The 19496-nt window shown below is 62.2% G+C and carries 20 protein-coding genes; 11 read left to right on the forward strand and 9 right to left on the reverse strand.

Going from position 1 to position 19496, the window contains the following annotated elements; all coding sequences use genetic code 11:
* Nucleotides 1-35 precede the first annotated feature (35 nt).
* Both LG385_RS01710 and LG385_RS01715 read right to left on the reverse strand, forming a co-directional pair.
* Nucleotides 36-956, reverse strand: coding sequence for a putative 2-dehydropantoate 2-reductase (locus LG385_RS01710; protein WP_225771923.1), 921 nt, complete (start codon nt 954-956; stop codon nt 36-38).
* Between the two features lie 4 nt (nt 957-960).
* Complete coding sequence (locus tag LG385_RS01715) at nt 961-1911, reverse strand: GGDEF domain-containing protein (protein ID WP_225771925.1); 951 nt, start codon at nt 1909-1911, stop codon at nt 961-963.
* 213 nt (nt 1912-2124) lie between these two features.
* Here LG385_RS01715 and LG385_RS01720 point away from each other — a divergent pair, with 213 nt between their 5' ends.
* Together LG385_RS01720 and LG385_RS01725 are read left to right on the forward strand one after the other, a co-directional pair.
* The gene (locus LG385_RS01720; protein ID WP_181115332.1) at nt 2125-2610 is read left to right on the forward strand and encodes a YajQ family cyclic di-GMP-binding protein; all 486 of its coding nucleotides are present in this window, start codon (nt 2125-2127) and stop codon (nt 2608-2610) included.
* Nucleotides 2611-2706: 96 nt separating this feature from the next.
* A complete protein-coding gene (locus tag LG385_RS01725; RefSeq protein WP_225771927.1) occupies nt 2707-3603 on the forward strand; it encodes a mechanosensitive ion channel family protein in 897 nt (298 codons plus the stop codon).
* Between the two features lie 10 nt (nt 3604-3613).
* Here the strand turns inward: LG385_RS01725 and LG385_RS01730 are convergent, their stop codons facing one another.
* On the reverse strand, nt 3614-5149 hold the full coding sequence (locus tag LG385_RS01730) for an AmpG family muropeptide MFS transporter (RefSeq protein WP_181115327.1): 1536 nt from the start codon (nt 5147-5149) through the stop codon (nt 3614-3616).
* A gap of 43 nt (nt 5150-5192) precedes the next feature.
* Entirely contained in the window at nt 5193-5543 is a 351-nt protein-coding gene (locus LG385_RS01735; RefSeq protein WP_225771929.1) for an MGMT family protein, read from the reverse strand.
* 96 nt (nt 5544-5639) lie between these two features.
* Here LG385_RS01735 and LG385_RS01740 point away from each other — a divergent pair, with 96 nt between their 5' ends.
* The 4 genes from LG385_RS01740 (at nt 5640) to groL (ending at nt 9524) form a co-directional block, all read left to right on the forward strand.
* Nucleotides 5640-6650: a DUF481 domain-containing protein gene (locus tag LG385_RS01740; RefSeq protein ID WP_225771931.1), complete on the forward strand. Its 1011-nt coding sequence runs from the start codon at nt 5640-5642 to the stop codon at nt 6648-6650.
* 154 nt (nt 6651-6804) lie between these two features.
* A complete protein-coding gene (locus LG385_RS01745; RefSeq protein WP_181115319.1) occupies nt 6805-7263 on the forward strand; it encodes an FxsA family protein in 459 nt (152 codons plus the stop codon).
* Between the two features lie 259 nt (nt 7264-7522).
* Nucleotides 7523-7816, forward strand: a complete 294-nt coding sequence (locus LG385_RS01750; protein WP_181115316.1) for a co-chaperone GroES — start codon at nt 7523-7525, stop codon at nt 7814-7816.
* Nucleotides 7817-7874: 58 nt separating this feature from the next.
* Nucleotides 7875-9524 (forward strand): chaperonin GroEL, encoded by a 1650-nt coding sequence (groL, locus tag LG385_RS01755; protein ID WP_181115314.1) that lies wholly within the window; start codon nt 7875-7877, stop codon nt 9522-9524.
* 81 nt (nt 9525-9605) lie between these two features.
* Here groL and LG385_RS01760 read toward each other — a convergent pair whose 3' ends face one another.
* Nucleotides 9606-10334, reverse strand: a complete 729-nt coding sequence (locus LG385_RS01760; RefSeq protein ID WP_225771933.1) for a phosphatase PAP2 family protein — start codon at nt 10332-10334, stop codon at nt 9606-9608.
* A gap of 176 nt (nt 10335-10510) precedes the next feature.
* Here LG385_RS01760 and LG385_RS01765 point away from each other — a divergent pair, with 176 nt between their 5' ends.
* From LG385_RS01765 to LG385_RS01785, 5 genes are all read left to right on the forward strand, one after another.
* Nucleotides 10511-11194 carry a response regulator transcription factor gene (locus LG385_RS01765; protein WP_181115312.1) on the forward strand — a complete coding sequence of 228 codons (684 nt, stop codon included), beginning with the start codon at nt 10511-10513 and terminating at the stop codon, nt 11192-11194.
* Nucleotides 11184-12464: a sensor histidine kinase gene (locus LG385_RS01770; RefSeq protein ID WP_225771935.1), complete on the forward strand. Its 1281-nt coding sequence runs from the start codon at nt 11184-11186 to the stop codon at nt 12462-12464. Before LG385_RS01765 ends, LG385_RS01770 begins: the two co-directional genes overlap by 11 nt.
* A 144-nt stretch (nt 12465-12608) precedes the next feature.
* Nucleotides 12609-13289 carry a class I SAM-dependent methyltransferase gene (locus LG385_RS01775; protein WP_225771937.1) on the forward strand — a complete coding sequence of 227 codons (681 nt, stop codon included), beginning with the start codon at nt 12609-12611 and terminating at the stop codon, nt 13287-13289.
* A 5-nt stretch (nt 13290-13294) separates the two neighbouring features.
* Nucleotides 13295-14017 carry a lipopolysaccharide kinase InaA family protein gene (locus tag LG385_RS01780; RefSeq protein ID WP_181119475.1) on the forward strand — a complete coding sequence of 241 codons (723 nt, stop codon included), beginning with the start codon at nt 13295-13297 and terminating at the stop codon, nt 14015-14017.
* A complete protein-coding gene (locus tag LG385_RS01785) occupies nt 14014-14244 on the forward strand; it encodes a hypothetical protein (protein WP_225771939.1) in 231 nt (76 codons plus the stop codon). Before LG385_RS01780 ends, LG385_RS01785 begins: the two co-directional genes overlap by 4 nt.
* 59 nt (nt 14245-14303) lie before the next feature.
* On the opposite strand, the gene LG385_RS01790 is transcribed toward LG385_RS01785, so the two are convergent.
* The 4 genes from LG385_RS01790 to LG385_RS01805 form a co-directional block, all read right to left on the reverse strand.
* Nucleotides 14304-15404 (reverse strand): DUF1513 domain-containing protein, encoded by a 1101-nt coding sequence (locus LG385_RS01790; protein ID WP_225771941.1) that lies wholly within the window; start codon nt 15402-15404, stop codon nt 14304-14306.
* A 1-nt stretch (nt 15405) separates the two neighbouring features.
* Nucleotides 15406-16470 carry an imelysin family protein gene (locus LG385_RS01795; RefSeq protein WP_225771943.1) on the reverse strand — a complete coding sequence of 355 codons (1065 nt, stop codon included), beginning with the start codon at nt 16468-16470 and terminating at the stop codon, nt 15406-15408.
* A 30-nt stretch (nt 16471-16500) separates the two neighbouring features.
* Nucleotides 16501-17928: a di-heme oxidoredictase family protein gene (locus tag LG385_RS01800; protein ID WP_225776148.1), complete on the reverse strand. Its 1428-nt coding sequence runs from the start codon at nt 17926-17928 to the stop codon at nt 16501-16503.
* 111 nt (nt 17929-18039) lie between these two features.
* A complete protein-coding gene (locus tag LG385_RS01805) occupies nt 18040-19374 on the reverse strand; it encodes an imelysin family protein (protein WP_225771945.1) in 1335 nt (444 codons plus the stop codon).
* Nucleotides 19375-19496 lie beyond the last annotated feature (122 nt).

Raw genomic sequence — 19496 nt, forward strand, 5'->3', positions numbered from 1 at the left:
CACAGGGAACGGGCCGAGTGTAGCAAACAGTGCGCTCAGCCCGTTGGTAGCCCTAGGGTACGCAGCTTGGCCAGCAGCGCCTTGTGCAGGGCATCCAGCGCGGGCACAGGCGTGCCTGCCTGCCGCGCCTGGGCACAGGCATAACCGATCAGGTAGTGAACCTCGGTACGCCGGCCAGCCGCCACGTCCTGATACATGGAGGAGTAGTTCTCGGCTGTCGCCTCGATAACCCTCTCCACGTCTTCGGCCAAGCCGCAGGCTGCGGTTGGCTGGCCAACGGCGTGCAGCAGCACTTCGAGTTCCTGGCACACAACGGCCAGCGTTCGCGGGTGCGCGCGCAAGCCGCCGTTGGGGCACTGATCAAGCACCGTAAGGGGGTTGATGGCACAGTTGATTGCCAGCTTGCGCCACAGGCGCATCAGAATATCGGTTGTCCATTGATGAGGTATCGCCGCGCGAGTCAGGTCATCCAGCCAAACAGGCGCTGGGCCGCTCTGTGGCGTTCCCAGCCATGTCAAACCCTGGCCGGCGAAAACGACCGCGCCATCGGGGCGGGCCCAGGCGCCTTCGGTGGTTGAGGCGAAGATCACCTCAGCCTTTGGCAGCAGGCTGGCCACCGCTTGTTGGCTGCCAAGGCCGTTCTGCAGCAGCACTACCTGTGCGCCATTCGATAACCGATGCCGCACGCTCGCCACTGCCGCTTCTGCATCGTAGGCCTTGCAGGCAACCAACAGGCGTTGGATAGGGCCTGGCGCGTCGGCGGTTTGCGCTGGTAACGCGAAGCCCGTTTCACAGTTGCCTTCTATCAGCCGCAACCCCGGCCCCTGCTGATAGCGGCCAAGGCGCGCGGCATTTCGTAGCAGTAGCCGCACGGGCAACCCGGCGCGGGCGAGCCGGCAGGCCCACAACGTACCTACGCTGCCCACGCCGAGTACGTACCACGGGGCATCGGTCATGAGGTCAGGCTTTGGCAGGCAAGCGCCGGGCGTTCACCAGCCCAGACTGATACGCTTCCTGAAGCAGCCGGCTGGCTTCGCCGAACAGGCTCAGCGGCTCCACCGGCAGGCTTTTCTCATCCAACCCTACCAGGCTGATCCCCGCACGAAGGTCTACCAGGCCTGCGCTGGTCATGAAGCCTTTGAGGTTGAGGCCGTCATGCAGCCGCTTGAAGCTGCTCGGCGCGCACTCCTGCAAGCTGCGGGGGAGGGTGAGCAGGACGAAGTGGTGCTCGTCTACCCGAGCGAGCACATCGAGTGGGCGAACCATTTGTTGCAGCCGACGCCCTACACCTTGCAGCAATTCGTCGTAGAATTCCTCGCCGTATTCGCGCTGAAGTGCGTCGGCGTTCTGCAAGCCAATCAGCAGGTAGCACAGCGCGCCGCCGCGCGCCTGGATCTGCCGCAGGCTGTCTTCGAGCTTTTGCCGCAGGTAGCGGCCGTTGCCCAGGCCGGTGAGCGGGTCCACCAGGTTGCGCTGTTCAAGGCTGGCGATATTGTCGCGTAGCAGGCGGTTTTCCCGGCCGAAGCGCTGCAGCATGCTGTACAGGCGATCACCGGCATGAACTCGCGCCAGCAGCTGCGCGTCGATCAACGAGGGTGGTAACAGGTCATCGATGCCCAGGTCGGCCGTTTCGTCGAGCAACTGCTCGCTCTCACGGGGGTCTACCAGCACCACCCAGGTATGGCTTTCGGTGGCTTCGTCCAGCACCCGCACCTTGGAAGCCAGGCGCAGGCCCTCGTCGCCGGCAGTTACCAGCAAGTCGGCCGAGCGCTGGTCCATTTCGGCCAATGCGCCGGCAACCGCACAAAGGCGCACGTCGGTGTAACCGCCCTGCAACAGCAGCTCGGCTGCGCCATCGCGCAAGCCGGCATCATCGATGGCCAGGAGGATACTCAGGTTGGGGTTCGACATCTAACGCTCGCAATAAAGGAAAGGCCGCTGTGTAACGGAAATAATGCTATCCATGGGCTTGTGACCGATTCGCGAGGAAAGCATGTCGCAATGCTGGCACTCGTTATAATGATCCGCGCTTTTGGTCGTCAAGCCAGGTGAGCAGGTTTATCGTGCTTAACCGACAAAAACACCCTGTAAGCTGCTAATGCGTAACATTTTGGAGAATATTCAATGCCCTCGTTCGACGTAGTGTCCGAGTTGGACAAACACGAAGTCACCAACGCCGTCGACAATGCCGTTAAAGAGTTGGAACGCCGCTATGACCTCAAGGGAAAGGCGCAGATGTCGTTCAACGAGAAGGACAAGACTGTGAACCTGACCGCTGAAGCGGAGTTCCAGCTTGAGGCCACGCTGGAGATCCTGCGCATGGCGCTGGTGAAGCGCAAGATCGACGTTCAGTGCCTGGAAGTAAAGGATCCGTACGCTTCCGGAAAGGAAATGAAGCAGGACGTGGTCTTGCGTGAAGGCCTGGACAAGGAAATGGCCAAGAAAGTGGTGGCCCGCATCAAGGACGCCAAGCTCAAGGTACAGGCTGCCATCCAGGGCGAGCAGGTGCGGGTGACCGGCAAGAAGCGCGACGACCTGCAGGAAGCCATGGCGCTGCTGCGTGGCGAGCAATTCGGCATGCCGCTGCAGTTCAACAACTTCCGCGACTGAGTACCGGGGAACCATCGGGGGCGGCAGGGCGTCGGACGGCTGTTGACTGAGGCGACCGGTTCGCCCCTCTCGGATAGCTGAAACAGGAGACGCCCCATGGATCTGAACGCTGAAGTAGATCACCTCGTCCGCGCCTCGCAGGCATGGATACCCATGATCATGGAATACGGCAGCCGTGTGCTGCTGGCTGTCCTTACGTTGGTCGTCGGCTGGTGGCTGGTGAACAGGGTCACCCGGGAAATCGGCAAGCTGCTCGCGCTGCGCCATGCCGACCTCGCGCTGCAAGGGTTCATCAGCACCCTGGCCAACATCATTCTGAAAATACTGTTACTGGTCAGCGTTGCCTCGATGATCGGTATCGAAACCACGTCCTTCGTTGCCGCCATAGGCGCTGCCGGCCTGGCGGTAGGGTTGGCGCTGCAGGGCAGCCTGTCGAACTTCGCGGGCGGGGTGTTGATTCTGCTATTCCGGCCATTCCGCATTGGTGACTGGATCGAGGCCCAGGGCGTATCCGGTACCGTGGACGCCATCCAGATCTTCCATACGGTACTGCGTACCGGTGACAACAAGACCGTTATCGTGCCTAACGGCAATCTGTCCAACGGCATCATCACCAATACCAACCGCCAGCCTACCCGCAAGATCACACTGGACATTGGCGTGGACTACGACGCGGACCTGCAAAAAGGGCGGGAAGTATTGCTCGACCTGGCCAAGGACCCGCGCGTGCTGGAAACCCCCGCGCCCGAAGCCGTGGTAGCCGCGCTTGGGGACAGTGCGATTACCTTGTCGCTGCGCCTGTGGGTGAACACCGGGGACTATGGCGGCGTGCTGAACATGCTCAATGCCGAGGTTCGAGACCGCTTGCGTGCCGAAGGTATCGATATCCCGTTCCCGCAGCGCGTGGTGCGCGTAGTGCAGGAACAAAGCAACGCCGCGCCCGCGCCTGCCCCGCAGATCCTCACGCAATCCAAGGAGCAGGGCCAGGCCTGACTGGCAGTTCCTACGGCGGCGAGGGCTTATCCTCTTCTGCTTCGGCGATGTTGTGATATCGCCAATGAAGCAGGATGAGGATCAGCGTAGGTACGCCCATCAGCGCGGTAATGAGAAAGAACGTGTGGTAGCCATACTTCTCCACCATTACTCCTGAATAGCCGCCGATCAAGCGCGGCAACAGCAGCATGATCGAGCTCAGCAGGGCATATTGCGTCGCCGAGAACTTGAGGTTGGTGAGGCTGGAAAGGTAAGCCACGAACGCCGAGGTCGCCAGGCCGGAGCTGAGGTTGTCCAGGGAGATGGTCACCATCAGCATTTTCAGGTTCGGCCCCATGTCCGCCAGCATCAGGAACAGGATGTTAGTCGCCGCCGACGCCGCGCCGCCGATGAACAGGATCGGCATGATGCCGAACCGCACGATCAGCAGCCCACCCGCGCCTGCACCCAGTAGCGTCATGACCAGGCCGAACAGTTTGCTCACACTGGCGATCTGGTCCTTGGTGAAGCCCTGGTCGATGTAGAACACGTTGGCCATCACGCCCATGACCGTATCGGACATCCGATACGTGGCGATCAGCCCCAATAGCAGCAGTGCCTGCCAGCGGTAGCGCAGGATGAAATCGTTCACCGGCGTAAGCACCGGCGCCAACCCGCGCCTGCCGAGGGACGAGAGGCACAGCGCGGTGAGAATGGTGTACAGCAGTGCCCGCAGGAAGGCCCGGTCTTCGAGCAGCAGGTCCAGCGGGCTCATGTCACCGCTGAGCACACTGGCGAAATCGGTGTTGTACAGCTGCGTGAACATGGCTGGCACCGACACCAGCAGAATGATCAGCACCACCACCGAGGCCACCTGGTGAATGAACCCGTAACGCGCGGCAGACAGCTGCGTGCGCAGCGGAACCGGGGGCTCGCGCATCAGCAGGGTGGTCACCAGCGCCGGCACCATCATCACGCCGAACAGCAGGTAGGTACCGGCCCAGGCGCGGTGCAGGTAGGCAAAGCCGGTAGACCCGAACCATTCGGCGAAGAACAGCGCCCCGGCGGTTGCCAGAAGCGCGGCGACTCGATAGCCAGCCATATAACTGGCCGCCAGCGCGGCCTGCCGCTGATCGCCGGCGATTTCCAGTCGGTACGCGTCCACGGCGATATCCTGGGTGGCGGAGGCGAACGCAACCACCACGGCAATTGCAATCAGCCACGGCAAGTGCTTTTGCGGATCGCAGAAGCTCATCCCGATCAACCCCAGGATTACCAGGGCCTGGGCGAGCACCAGCCATGAACGCCGCCGGCCCAGGCGCGCGAGCACCGGCAATCGCCATTGGTCGAGCAGCGGCGACCATACCCACTTGAAGGCATAGGCCAGGCCGATGAGGCTGGCATAGCCGATGGTTTCCCGAGCGACCCCGGCTTCACGCAGCCAGACCGAGAGGGTAGAAAACACCAGCATGTAGGGCAGGCCAGAGGCGAAGCCGAGAAGCAACAGCACCAGTGTGGAGGGGCTGGCGTAGGCGGCCAGGGCGGCGCGCCAGGTTTTACCGGGCATGGGCGAAGCTGTGCCTCAAATCTGCAAAAACAAAGCGCGCACTCTAACCGCTGTGCTCGCCCGGGCGCCAGCCATGCCGCCGGATATCCACACGATTCCCGCTAATGGTCAATCCTTCGGCGCGCAAACGAGCCCGTTGCTCATCGCCGCTCGGGCTTCCCGCAGGCAGGCTCAGGCGCCCGCCAGCGGCGATCACACGGTGCCAGGGCAGGCTTGAACCTTCCGGCAGTTGGCTTAACTGGCGCCCTACCCAACGCGCCGCGCGAGCGAGCCCTGCCAGCTCGCCCAGTTGCCCATAGGTCACCACCCGGCCTTCGGGGATGGACGCCAGCGTGGCGTACAGCGCCAGCTTGCGGGTATCTGGTAACGGCTCGGTTACATTATTGCTGGGCATGTGGCGGAACTCGTTTCGCATAATCGGGTCAGTCCTGAGTCCTTCGTTATCGCAGGATAAGGCCGATCTTCCACGAAATAGAGTCCGTAGTTGCCTATGTTCCCCAGAACCCTGTTGTGTGTGGCTGTTACCTGCACCATGTCTTCGGCCTTCGCCGACACCGTCTGGATGAAAAACGGTGACCGCCTCACCGGCACCATCAAGGTGTTCGACGGCGGCAAGCTGATGCTCGACACGCCGTATGGCGGGTCCATCCCGGTGGACATGAAACAGGTGAAAACCCTGGAAACCGACCAGCCCTTGCTGGTGCGTCAGGACGCTTATGACAGCGAAGTGGCCAAGTCGCTCAAGCCCGCCGATGAGGGCAAGGTCATCCTGGCCAATGGCGACGCCCCCAAGACGGTCGAGCTGGCGAGCATCCAGCAGCTGATGAAGCCCAAGCCGCTGGTCCAGGACCTGAGTTGGAAGGGTAACATCGACGCCGCTCTGGACTTCAAGCGCGCCGAAACCAATACCGACGATTACAACATTGCCTTCAAGACCACGGCCCGTCATGGCCGGTGGCGGCACATCGCGGACGGAGAATACAACCGCGAAACCGAAGATGGCGTGACCGGTACCGACAACTGGGCCATGGAGTATTCCCTGGACCGGTTCATCACCGACCAGTGGTTCTGGCAGGGCCGCTTGAACTACAAGCATGACAACATCGAAGACATCCGCCGCCAGCGGACCGTGGGTACCGGCCCGGGTTACCAGTTCTGGGACAACGAGCTGGGCGCCTTCTCGCTCGGTGGCCTGTTGAACCGTACCGATTACCAGTTTGCCGACGATACCAAGGAAAACTTCTACTCGGTGGCCCTGAAGTGGGACTACAACCGGTTCCTGATCGGGAAAACCGTCGAGCTGTTCAGTACCGGCGAGCTGGGCCGCCCTCTGAGCAACGTGGCTGACTACAGCCTGGATGCCGAGGTAGGGCTGCGCTACAAGGTTACCGAATGGGCCTCGCTCAACCTCAAGTATGAGAAAGACCTGATCACCGGCACCAGTGACAATAACGACCTGGACAGCAGCCGTTATACGGCGGGCTTCGGGGTTACCTGGTAAGCGCACAAGGCTCGGGGCAATACCTCGAAACATCTGCGCCAGCCCAAGGCTGGCGCGGCTTGCATGAGTGTTTATCCGCTTTGCGACAAGCACACGCTTGAAATGAAGCGTATCGTCGGCACATATACGGGTGACTTTCGCCGAGGATATTTCAATGCGTGCCTTTCTGTTGCTGCTGCTCCTGTTTCCGGTGCTGGAGCTCTACGTTTTCTTTCGGGTGGGGTTGGCCATCGGCTTTTTCCCGGCCCTGCTGTTGATCATCGCGGGCTCGGCCCTGGGCGTTCTGGTACTGCGCGTGGCGGGCCTGGCCACCGCCTTGCGTGCACGGGAAAGCCTGCGCAGCGGCCAGCTGCCCGCCGAAGATATGCTGAACGGGGCAATGATCGCCGCTGGCGGCCTGTTGTTGCTGTTGCCGGGCTTCATCAGCGACCTGGTTGGCGTGCTGCTCCTGCTTCCGCCAACGCGTAACCTGCTGGCGGGCAAGATCGGTGACCGCATGCAGGCCCAGGCCATGCGTCAGCGTGCGTTCAGCGACGCAGGCCCGGACGTTTCGCCTCCGGGGCCGCGCCGGCCCAATGTGATCGAAGGCGAATACGAACACCGGGATTCCTGAGTACACCTTCCACGCCGCGCCCCCATTTTCGGGGGCGCGCTGCATTCTGCCGGGCCATAAGGCGCAAAAATTTTTTTAGGCCGGCCTTGTAATTGAAGTGCGTGGCCTCATGTATGGGTCACCGCAAGGTTCCGGCCACAGTAGCCGGTCAATAATCCGCGTTGGGCATCTTGCGCAGCGCGCCCGGCGAAAGCCGGACTGCATCAAGTGGCCCGGGCGAACCTGGCCGATGGACAACCATAATTAGGAGAGATCGACAATGAAGCTTCGTCCTCTGCATGACCGCGTCGTCATTCGCCGCAGTGAAGAAGAGTCCAAGACCGCCGGCGGCATCGTTCTGCCTGGCTCCGCCGCCGAGAAGCCAAACCGTGGCGAAGTCGTCGCCGTTGGCACCGGTCGCGTTCTGGACAGCGGTGAAGTGCGCGCCCCGGCCGTGAAGGTAGGCGACAAGGTCGTGTTTGGTCCCTACTCGGGCAGCAACACTGTCAAGGTTGATGGCGAAGACCTGCTGGTAATGAGCGAGAACGAAATCCTCGCCGTTGTCGAAGGCTGATCAGCCCGCTGAGTGCCTCTGATATTCCGTCACGACTTCTGATTCAAGGAAAACGATCATGGCTGCTAAAGAAGTAAAATTCGGCGACTCCGCTCGCAAGAAAATGCTGGTTGGCGTTAACGTCCTGGCTGACGCCGTCAAGGCTACCCTGGGCCCGAAAGGCCGCAACGTGGTGATCGCCAAGAGCTTCGGCGCTCCGACCATCACCAAGGACGGCGTTTCCGTTGCCAAGGAAATCGAACTCAAGGACGCCTTCGAGAACATGGGCGCCCAGCTGCTGAAAGACGTGGCCTCCCGCGCTAACGACGACGCAGGCGACGGTACCACCACCGCTACCGTTCTGGCCCAGGCCATTGTCAACGAAGGCCTGAAGTCGGTCGCCGCTGGCATGAACCCGATGGACCTCAAGCGCGGCATCGACAAGGCGACCATCGCCATCGTCGCCGAGATCAAGAAGCTGTCCAAGCCATGCGCTGACAACAAGGCAATCGCTCAGGTCGGTACCATCTCCGCCAACTCCGACACCGACATCGGCAAGATCATCGCCGAAGCCATGGAAAAAGTCGGTAACGAAGGCGTTATCACCGTTGAAGAAGGCTCGGGCCTGGAAAACGAACTGTCTGTGGTTGAAGGCATGCAGTTCGACCGTGGCTACCTGTCCCCTTACTTCGTGAACAAGCCAGACACCATGGTGGCCGAGCTGGAAAGCCCGCTGCTGCTGCTGGTTGACAAGAAGATCTCCAACATCCGCGAACTGCTGCCAGTACTGGAAGCCGTCGCCAAGTCGGGCCGCCCGCTGGTAATCGTCGCTGAAGACATCGAAGGCGAAGCCCTGGCTACCCTGGTTGTCAACAACATGCGTGGGATCGTCAAGGTTGCCGCTGTCAAGGCGCCTGGCTTCGGCGATCGCCGCAAGGCCATGCTGCAGGACATCGCCATCCTCACCGGCGGTACCGTGATCTCCGAAGAAATCGGCCTCACCCTGGAAACCACCACCCTTGATCACCTGGGTACCGCCAAGCGCGTAACCATGACCAAGGAAAACACCACCATCGTCGATGGTGCCGGTTCCAAGGAAGACATCCTGGCTCGCGTTTCCCAGATCCGCGCCCAGGTTGCCGATACCTCGTCCGACTACGACCGTGAAAAACTGCAAGAGCGCCTGGCCAAGCTGTCCGGCGGTGTTGCTCTGATCAAGGTCGGTGCCGGTACCGAAGTCGAGATGAAAGAGAAGAAAGCCCGCGTTGAAGACGCCCTGCACGCTACCCGCGCAGCCGTCGAAGAAGGCGTGGTGCCTGGCGGTGGTGTTGCGCTGGTTCGTGCACTGCAGGCCATCTCCGAGCTCAAAGGCGAGAACGAAGACCAGAACGTTGGTATCGCGCTGCTGCGTCGCGCTGTTGAAGCACCGCTGCGCCAGATCGTTGCCAACGCTGGCGACGAGCCAAGCGTAGTCGTTGACAAGGTCAAGCAAGGTTCCGGTAACTACGGCTACAACGCCGCTACCGGTGAATACGGCGACATGATCGAAATGGGCATCCTGGACCCAGCGAAAGTGACCCGTTCCGCGCTGCAAGCCGCGACCTCCATCGCCTCGCTGATGATCACCACCGAAGCCATGATCGCTGACCTGCCAGACGACAAGGCTGGTGGCGGCATGCCTGACATGGGCGGCATGGGCGGTATGGGTGGCATGGGCGGCATGATGTAAGCCCGGCTGACCCCAGCCCCTGAAAACCCCCGCCGGTAAAACGGCGGGGTTTTTTTATGGTTTTTTTATCGCTCGGATTGGCTATGAACGGGTTGACAGGCTGGCCGCTAACGCACATGTTGCTGGCCGGCGGTACAGCACCAGCCGGTAGGCGCCCAGGCAGATCCACCAGCAGAACACGGCTGTCCATACGTTGTGCGAAAAGAAGTGCGCGCCCTGCAGCATCCGGCCCACGGAAAACACAATGCCCAACCCCAGGGCAACGCCAAAGGCAGCGCGTGCCAACCGAGGCCGCCGATCCCGGAGCGCAAAATACAAGGCAAACAGGGTAAAGCCGGTAGCGGCGTGGCCACCTGGCCAGCACCGGCCTGGGTGATCGGTTGCCGGGCGGCTTTCGAACACCTTGCTGTAGGTTTCGGTACCCCCGAACTGGGTCAGGCTCCAGGGGCACTGAACTTCGGTCACCGCCTTGAGCGGCGTCACGAAACTGGTGGCCAGTGCCATCGACAGCACCACGCAGCCGAGCTCGCGCCGCCAGGGTTTAAGCCGGGCCAGTACCATCGAGCCGAGAAATGCCGCCACGGCCAGAAGGCCGATCACGATCACCGCTTGCTTGGCGCGGTCATGCAGTACATCTTCCAGAAAGGCGCTGTGCCTTCCCAGGAACTGCCTGGCACGGCTGTCATAGGCCAGCCTGGCCAGCCACATATCCAGGTTGGTGAACTCAAGCAACAGCAGGCCAAATACCAGCAGCGCGGGAATTCCCAGCGCCAGGGGCCAATTGAGCGGGCGTGTGTAGCGGGCAGTCATGAAGCCTCCAAAGCCGGGGCGTGGCCGATGGCGCAGCACTTTCGCAAGCCCGCCGTGGCCCAACCGTCAAGGGCGCGTGAAAATTTTGCGGTGAGGATTTGCGCTAGCACTGGGCCGCGAACAGGGCGTAAGCTGCGCCGGCTTCCGGTCGTGCAGCGTAAACAGAGGAACCATCCATGCGCATTCTCGTGGTCGAAGACAACCGCGACATTCTTGCCAACCTGGCCGATTACCTTGGCCTGAAGGGCTATACGGTGGACTGCGCCCAGGACGGGCTTTCGGGCCTTCACCTGGCCGCCACCGAACACTATGACCTCATCGTGCTCGACGTGATGCTGCCCGGGATCGACGGCTACACCTTGTGCAAGCGCCTGCGCGAGGATGCCCGCCTGGACACGCCGGTGATCATGCTTACGGCCCGTGACCAGTTGGACGACCGCTTGCAAGGCTTTCGCAATGGCGCAGACGACTACCTGGTCAAGCCCTTCGCGCTGTCGGAATTGGCCGCCCGCATCGAGGCGGTAATGCGCCGCGCCCAGGGCGGAGGAAAGCGCACCTTGCAGGTGGGCGACCTGCACTACGATCTGGACACGCTGGAGGTGGTACGTGAGGGCAAGCTGCTCAAGCTTAACCCGGTCGGCCTCAAGCTGTTGGCGGTGCTGATGCAGAAAAGCCCTCACGTGTTGCGGCGCGAAGTGCTTGAAGAAGCGCTCTGGGGGGATGATTGCCCCGACAGCGACAGCTTGCGCAGCCATGTGCACCAGCTGCGCCAGGTCATCGACAAGCCCTTCGCCAAGCCCCTGCTGCAAACGGTGCATGGCGTAGGCTATCGCCTCACCGAGGGCCGGGATGGAGTTTAAGCAAAGCCTTGCACAGCGGATCATCATCGCCTTCGCGCTGATGAGCGCGTTGGTGGCAGGGGCGTTCGCGGTGGGCATCGTAGCGACGGTGCACCTTGTGGAAGAAAAGCTGATTTCTGCCGGGCTGGGTGGGGACCTGCAGCGCCTGTTGCTCATGGACACGATGGACGACTGGAGCCATCGGCCCGAGCCGGACCAGCTGTTCTACTTCAGCAATGGCCGCGGCGATTTCGCACTGCCCAAAGACCTGCGGCACTTGTCCGCGGGTTTTCACGAGGTCTTTCGCGGCGACCTTTCCTACCATGCGATGGTAGAAATCATTGACGGCCGCCGTTACGTGCTGCTGCAGGACCAGAGCGATTTCGAAGAGCGTGAACGTATTCTTTTCGCCGTTGTGGTGGTGGGCTTCGTGCTCAGCCTCGCACTGGCAGCGTTCCTAGGCTGGGTATTGGCCCGTCGCGTAATGGCCCCGGTCATCCGTCTGGCCCGGCAGGTTCGCCATCGTGACCAGTTGCTCGGGCTGGCCCCACCGCTCGCCCCGGACTATGCCGAGGACGAAGTGGGGCAGTTGGCCGTCGCCTTCGACGCCACCCTTGGCCGGCTGCGCCAGGCGCTGACCCGAGAGCGGCTGTTCACCAGCGATGTCAGCCATGAGCTGCGCACACCGCTGATGGTACTGGCGACGTCCTGCGAGCTGTTGCTGGCCAATGACCGCCTTGACGACCGCGCCAGGGCCCAGGCGGAGCGTATCACCCGCGCCAGCGAAGAAATGCGCGATCTGGTACAGACCTTCCTGATGCTTGCGCGCGCCCAACGTAACGAGACCATGGCTGCACAGATCACTTTGGCCGAAGTGGCCGAGGACCTTCTGGCGCAGTGGCGCCAGCCCATCGAGCAAAAGGGCCTGGCGTTGCTGTACGAGCCAGGCGAGGCAACTGATCATCGCTACAACGCTACCTTCCTTCACACGGTGATGAGCAACCTGTTGCGCAATGCGCTGCATTACACGGACAAAGGGTTCATTCGCTTGAGCCTCAACCCGGCGGGCTTCAGCGTCGAAGACACTGGCGTGGGCATCCCTGAAGAAAAACGGGAAGCGATGTTCCAGCCATTCGTGCGCGGGAACGAGAAGCGTGGCGAGGGGCTTGGGCTGGGCCTGTCGCTGGTGCAGCGCATCTGCGATGACCAGGGCTGGACCGTTACGCTCACCACCAATGAGCCTCAGGGCTGTGTGTTCCACGTTGTGCTGGGAGCACCCGGGGGTGCGTAAACCGGGTTTCATCTCCGCCTAGTTGAAACATCTGGCAACGCACCCAGCGCCCTGTTAACGTCTTATTACAGTTTTTTCACATTTAGACGACTCGGTGATTACCTCCTGCGGCCTAAGGTGCCCGGCATGTTCCAGGAGGTTCAAATGAGCGATCCGATCAAGCTCGAGTTTTCCGAAAAGTACGACGAAGCGCATGCGCGGCGTTACTTCCATAAGCACCAGAACGGCTTGTCGCGCCGCCTTTCGCACCTGCGAGATGTGCAATTGGCACGCAAGGCGCTGGAACTGGCGGGCGATCCCAGCCTGGTGCTCGACCTTCCCTGCGGCGCGGGGCGGTTCTGGCCCATGCTTGCCGAGAAAGCGAACCGCGTGATCATCGGTGCCGATAACTCGCCGGACATGGTTGCCACGGCCTGTAAAATGCAGCCGCCGCACGTGGTGGAGCGGGTTCGACCGATGCAGACGTCGGCGTTTGACATTGATTTGCCAGATAGCGCTGTGGATTGCATTTTCTCGATGCGCTTGATGCACCACATCGGCGAGTCGAGTCACCGTGTGGCCATGCTTCGCGAGTTTCATCGCGTGAGCCGGGATTCAGTCATTCTCTCCTTGTGGGTGGATGGCAACTTCAAGGCGTGGAAGCGCCAGCGTTCGGAGCGCAACCGCGCCAAGCGAGGCGAAGCACCGAAGTACCAGAATCGTTTCCTGTTGCCGGTAAACACCGTGGAGGCCGAGTTTGCCAAAGCGGGCTTCCGGATTCAGGAGCGCCTCGACTTTTTGCCGCTGTATGCCATGTGGCGAGTGTATGTATTGCGTAAGGAGTGACCTTGATGGCGGTAGAACAGGCGGGTGAACCCAGCTTTGACAGTAGCCAGGCTGGCTTTGAACGCTATTGGCAGAGCCAGGGTGAGTGGGTGGAAGAACCCAATCGGCGCCGCGGCGGCGAAAGCGGTGTACAGCGGGTGATTCTGCCCGACCACAACATGATCTATGTGAAGCGGCAGGTGGGGCATATCTACCGCTCCCCGCTGCACCCGTTTGGCCGACCAACCGTGTTGCGCGAGCGCGATGCCTTGCAAGGCCTGAGCAAGCTTCAGGTGCGAGTGCCACGGCTACTGTTCTGCGGCGCCCGACGCGACCAGGCAGTGGGTTGGAAAGCCTTGCTGGTGACCGCATCGCTGGACGGGTTCGAGGAAATCACTCACTGGTACGAAAAAGGCGGGCGCGAACGCTATGGCGAAGCGCTGCACGACCAGTTGCTCAAAGACTTCGCTGTCAACCTGGCGCGTATGCATCAAGGGCGTTGGCAGCACAGTTGCCTGTACATCAAGCATGTATTCGTTCGGGTGACCGAAACGGCAAATGGCCCCAAGGCCGAGGTGGCGCTGCTGGATCTGGAGAAGTGCCGGCGCCGGTTTACCGCAGCGGCGGCCTCGCAGCATGACATGAAACAACTGCGCCGCCATTCGTCGTTCAGCGATGCGGACTGGAAGAAACTGCTCTACTTTTATGAGACGGCGTTTGGCAGCGTTGTCAAAGGGTTAGAGCGATGAACCTACAAATTGCACGAAGTTTGTTTTTGTTGGCCTCGTTGGCATTGACCACCGTCGCGGTCGCGGCCTGGGATGAGCCTCGCCCGGGCGTATTACGGGCCGAAGATGGCCAAGGTATTTGCCCCTTCCCCAAGGCGCAAAAGGCCGATACGGATCAGGTTCAGCCGGGCCATAACGCGATGCTGCTTATGTTCGGCCTCGCCCAGGGCCTGCGTTCCGGCGCTTGAGCAAACCTTGTGCACAAAAATCCCGCTTCGGCGGGATTTTTCGTTTCTGGCGCCTGTAGCTAGGGCTGCAACACGTGCAAGTGGTTATCCCAGTAGGCCGACGGCAGTGCCATAGGCGTGCCCAGCCATTGCCCTTTGCGGGCGCTGTAATAACGGCACCGCCCTTGCCCGGACGTGACCACGAATCCCCCTTTTACCGCCGCAACGCCGGCGCAGTCGGGCATGGACGCGTCCACCTTCACCTCGGCCGTGTCCAGGTCCCATACGAAGAAGCGGTTGGCCCGAGGGGCAGTTATTGCCACCAGGCGCAGCGCGTCGTTGATGGCCACACTGGCGGTGTAATTGCCCATGGAAAGTAATTGGTTATCACCGACGGGGAAGGGCACGAAGGCTTGGCCGGGCCGCTTGATGGCCAGCAACTGTGCGACCTCGTCACCACTGCCCATGAACTGCTGGCACGCCGCCACGGTGCCGTCGCCGGCCACAGCCAGGTGGCGAATGCTGTTCATGGGCTGGGCCAGGGTTTCCTGGCTGATCAAGGTGCCGTCCCGGCGCATCAGTACCAGGCTTGGCTCCATGGCATCGAGGTTCATGTCTACCCGGCTCTCTGCTTCCGTGCGGATACCGCCGTTGGCGACCACCAGCGTTTCGCCGTCCGGTAGCCAGGCCACTTCGTGAGGCCCGATGCCGTGAGTGGGCAGCTCGCCGAAGTGCTCCAGCCGCTCGCCGGTGAAGCGGTACACGCCCAGCAGGCCGCGGCCTGGCTGGGTGGTGTCGTTCTCCGTCGCGTATAACCATTCGCCGGCGTGGTGCACGACCGCATGGCCGTAAAAGTGCCGGCCGGGCTGCGAGTGCAGGGTTTGCAGCAGGCGGCCGTCTCGAAGATCCACCAGGTAGCTTTCCGTGCCCGGGCGGCGGGCCACGAACAGCGCTATCGGTTGGTGAGGGTGCTCGATGATGGCGTGGCACCGCTGCGCTACTTGGGTGCTGAAGGCCAAGCTACCGTCGATACGATAACCCACGGCATAGTGGCCGCCGTCGGCGTCATCCCGGGCGGATAACAGCAGCGCGCTTCGGCTACGGTTGCCGATCAGGCGCCAGCCGCCGAGTTTCAGCGAGCCTGCCCACCGTTGAGCCAGTGCCGAAAGCGAGCGTTGCATGTCAGTCACCGTCATTGGCGTTGAAGCCCAGCTGAATGTTCAGCGCGCGGGCCAGTTCGCCTTCGTGGAGGCGGTGCACAGTATTGAGGCGCTCGTAAATCCCGTCCAGCGTTTGCTGACCAGCTGGGTCGGCGAGCAACTCGGTAAGGGTTTTCGGGTTGTCGCTCAAGGCCTGGGCGGCAGCGCCATAGGCGGCGTCGATCTTGTCGGCCAACGGCTTTTGATCGCTTGGCAAAAGCGCGCGCAAGCCTTTTCCGTCTACCCCGTTCCATACGGCTTGGGCGGCGCTCAGGCTAGCCTGAAGGCTTTTGAGCGAGGACTGGCTGCGCCACGCTTCGGCCTGGTACGGCTGGGCAACGCCTTTGCTTTGCCGGCCCATGGGCGCGCCGAGTTTTTTCTTCAGGCTGTCGAGCGCGGTCACCTGGGCCCGCAGTAGGTCGGCAATGGCTTCGTGGGCATCGGCATACCGCTGGTTAGGGAATTTGGTGAGCTGCGCCAGCATGCCGTCATCGCGCTTCCAGGTGGCGAGGATGTCTTCGGCCAGTGCCTTCTGGTGCTCACCGATGGCGACCAGCAGGGGGCAATAGCTCGCCTTGCGGGCTGCGTCGGCAACCTCGGGCTTGCTGTCGAAGAGGATGTACTCATAGGCAGAAAGGCCCTGTACTACCACGCTGGCCTTGCCCAGCGCGGCGGCATCGAGGGCGCCGCCAGTGGCGACGAGCTGTTCCACCTGGCGCCCGACCAGGTTTTTCTTGTCCGGCCAGAACTGCACGGACCACGCGCGGTTGCCCTCGGTCAGCGGCCCGATCAGCAGTGGCTGCAAGGCCGCCCAGGCTTTTTGCGCGGCAAGGAAGTCAGTGCGGGCCTTGTCCAGGCTTTCCGTGCCCTGACAGAACGCCAAGGCACTCTGTGCGAGCTGCCGGTCGGCGTCTACCCACTGGCTGTAGGTGGGCAATATCACCTGGGTAGCCAGTGCGGCGCTGGTCACCGCTTGCGGGTCCTGGGGTGCGCAGGCACCCAGGGCGAGGGCGGCAAGGCTGGTGAACAGCAGCTTGGGACGGAACATGAGGGGCTCCACAGCAAAAGGTCGGGAATGTTATAGGGATTCGAGAAAGGCCAGCAATGCCGATCGCTGATTGGCGTCGAAACGCAACACTTTCGATTTTGCCGCGGCGGCTTCGCCGTCGTGCCACAACACGGCTTCGAGCAGGTTTCGTGCGCGGCCATCATGCAGGTAGCGGCCCCGAGGGTTTACGGTTGCGGACAGGCCGATGCCCCACAACGGTGGCGTTCGCCAGTCCTGGCCACGTGCTTCGAACTCCTCATGGCCATCGGCGAGGCCTGGGCCCATGTCATGCAGCAGAAGGTCCGTATACGGTCGGATCGACTGGTTGGCGAGCTCCGGTTCGGCGGCATCGGCGCGGGTGACGTAGTGCGGCACATGGCAGGCCTGGCAACCGGCCTGATGGAACAGGCTTTTGCCTTCGAGTACCTGCGCGCTTGCCTCGCCGCGCCGCGCCGGCACCCCAAGGTTGCGGCTGTAGAACAACACCAGCCGGCGAATGTTGTCGCTGACCTCAAAGGCCTCGCTCGCGCTCTGGTTGCCGTTGACCGCACCCAGGCACGCGGCCTGTGCCGGCGTGCAATCGTCGGTAGGGTGCAGCGAGGAGGTTATCCCCAGGTCCCCGGCGAAGGCATGGGCGTTCTGCTGGTCCAAGCTTGGCTGGCCGCCTTTCCAGCCGAAGCGCCCCAGCACCGTTTGCCCGCTGGCGTCATCGAACACCTGGTTGGCGCGGCCGTGCACGCCGTCGTCGGCGGCAGCCTGGGCCTTGGCGTTAGCCAGAATGGCGCTTTCTGGGATGGCCTCAAGCAAGCCCAGGCCGATCATCGGCGGGGCGATCCGGGCAGACATCCGCGCCTGCGGATGCAGCGGCCCATAACCCAGCTGATCGATCTGCAGTTCCGGCTTGCGCAGCTCTACCCTGAACCCGTCGGCAAAGGTAATCGGAACTGGGGTATAGCGTACCCGCACACGGCCTTCCGGCTGCACGCCCGGGATGGACATGTCCTGCAATTGCATGCCGTAGGTGGGTTCCGGGGCGAAGCCGAGCCGGCGCACGCTTTCGACTGCTTCACCGGAGTGCGGTACGGACAGCCTCACCAGCATGGACACCGCATTACTGGCCCCCGGCTCGGGCGGTTGGCCACGGCCATCACGAATGTGACAGTTCTGGCAGGCATTGGTATTGAACAGCGGCCCCAGCCCATCCCGCGCGGTGGTGGTGGATGGCGCGATCACCCAGGGGTTGCGAAAGAAGCTGTTGCCCACGCTGAAGTCCACCCGCCGTGCCGCCCCGAGATTGCCCGAAGGCAGGGCATAGGCATTCACATCGCTGCGCTGCACAGTCGCGGAGCCGCCGGAGAGCGCTTCCCCCGGTTCGGCCGCGGTGAAGCGTGGCGCCTGGTCACAGGCCACCAGCCCCAGGCCTATGGCCAAGGCTAGGAATGACCTGTGAACCACCATTGGAAACATCGAAACAACCCACGCTACAGAAATGCAAAAGCGAGCCACTGCAGGGCAGGGCTCGCCATGAAAGAGTCCTCGCTCAACGCAGCATCACCGAGCGCCCTCCCCCTAGAACTCGTGTTCAGCGTTATCCGGATTCAGATCCGTAATCCCCAACTTCCCTGCCGCTTGCTCGATCGCCCCGGTCTGCTTCACCAGCGCCCCGATCGCATCGCGTACGATCTGGTTACCAGCGGTGTTGCCTGAGGCAATCAGCTGGTCGAAGTGCTCGCCTTTGTTGGCGTGATCGACGATCACCTGCATTTTCGCTTCGGTGTCCGCCAGGTCGGCCTTGAGGGCTTCGTCGGTGGCCGGGTCGATCTTCGCCACCAGCGACGACAGGCTTGGGCCGGTCAGGCGGGTGCCGTCGGCGCGCAGGTATTCGCCCAGGTAAACGTTGCGAATGCCCTTGGCATTGAAGAAGGCCGAGTTATGGGTGTTGTCGCTGAAGCAGTCGTGTTCGTCTTCAGGCGAGTTGGCTTCCAGGGCTACCTTCAGGCGCTCGCCGGCCAGTTCGCCCAGCGACAGGCTGCCCATGCCGAACAGCATCTTGCGCAGGCCGCTATCCACAGGCTCGGCTTCCAGGCTGGCGCGGTAGTTGTCGGCCACGCCCGGCTTCCAGTTGCCGACCATCTCCTTCAGGTCGCTGACCAGCAGGTCGGTCGAGGCCTTGAGGTAGGCGCGGCGGCGATCGTTGTGGCCGCCCGTGGCGCCCTTGCCTTGCAGGTAGTCACTGGCGGGGCGGTTGCCGGCTCCCGGGCCCGTGCCGTTGAGGTCCTGGCCCCACAGCAGGAACTCGATGGCGTGGTAACCGGTGGCAACGTTGGCCTCGGAGCCGCCCAGCTCGTTGAGGCTGGCGAGCTTCTCCGGAGTGATGTCCTTCACGTCCACCTTGTCTTCGCCTACCTGGATCTCGGTGTTGGCAATGATGTTGGCGCTGCCGCCCGGGTTACCCAGGGCCGGTTCATACCCCTTGGCCACGTAGTCGATCAGGCCCTCGTCCAGGGGCCAGGCGTTCACCTGGCCTTCCCAGTCGTCGATGATGGTATTGCCGAAGCGGAAGACTTCGCTTTGCAGGTAGGAGGGCCTGGCGGCGAGCCAGGCTTCGCGCGCGGCCTTGAGCGTATTGGCGTCGGGCTTGGCGAGGAAGGCATCCACGGCTTGCTGCAGCGCCGTTGCGGTGGTGAGGGCGTCGCTGAACACCGCATAGACCATTTCGCTGTAATGGCCGACAACGGCCTTGGCCGCCGCCTGGTCCAGAGCAACCGCCGCAGGCGTGGCACTGGCGTTCGCCGCTGTCGGCGCAGGCGTTTGCGCGGCTGCCTTTTCCTTGTCGTTGTCGCCGCAACCGGCGAGCGAAATGGCAATGGCCAGCAGACTGGCAACCAACGGCGTACGGATCATGGGCAATTCCTGCATCAGAAGTGGCGATAGGCGCCCGTGGCGCCGAACGAAGCGGGCCACATGATGCGAAGGATTTGCATTTGATGTAAAGGCCCGGCTGAAAAATAATTCATCCAGGGCCA

The sequence above is a fragment of the Pseudomonas sp. Marseille-Q5115 genome, assembly GCF_916618905.1.
GTDB classification, from domain to species: domain Bacteria; phylum Pseudomonadota; class Gammaproteobacteria; order Pseudomonadales; family Pseudomonadaceae; genus Aquipseudomonas; species Aquipseudomonas japonica_A.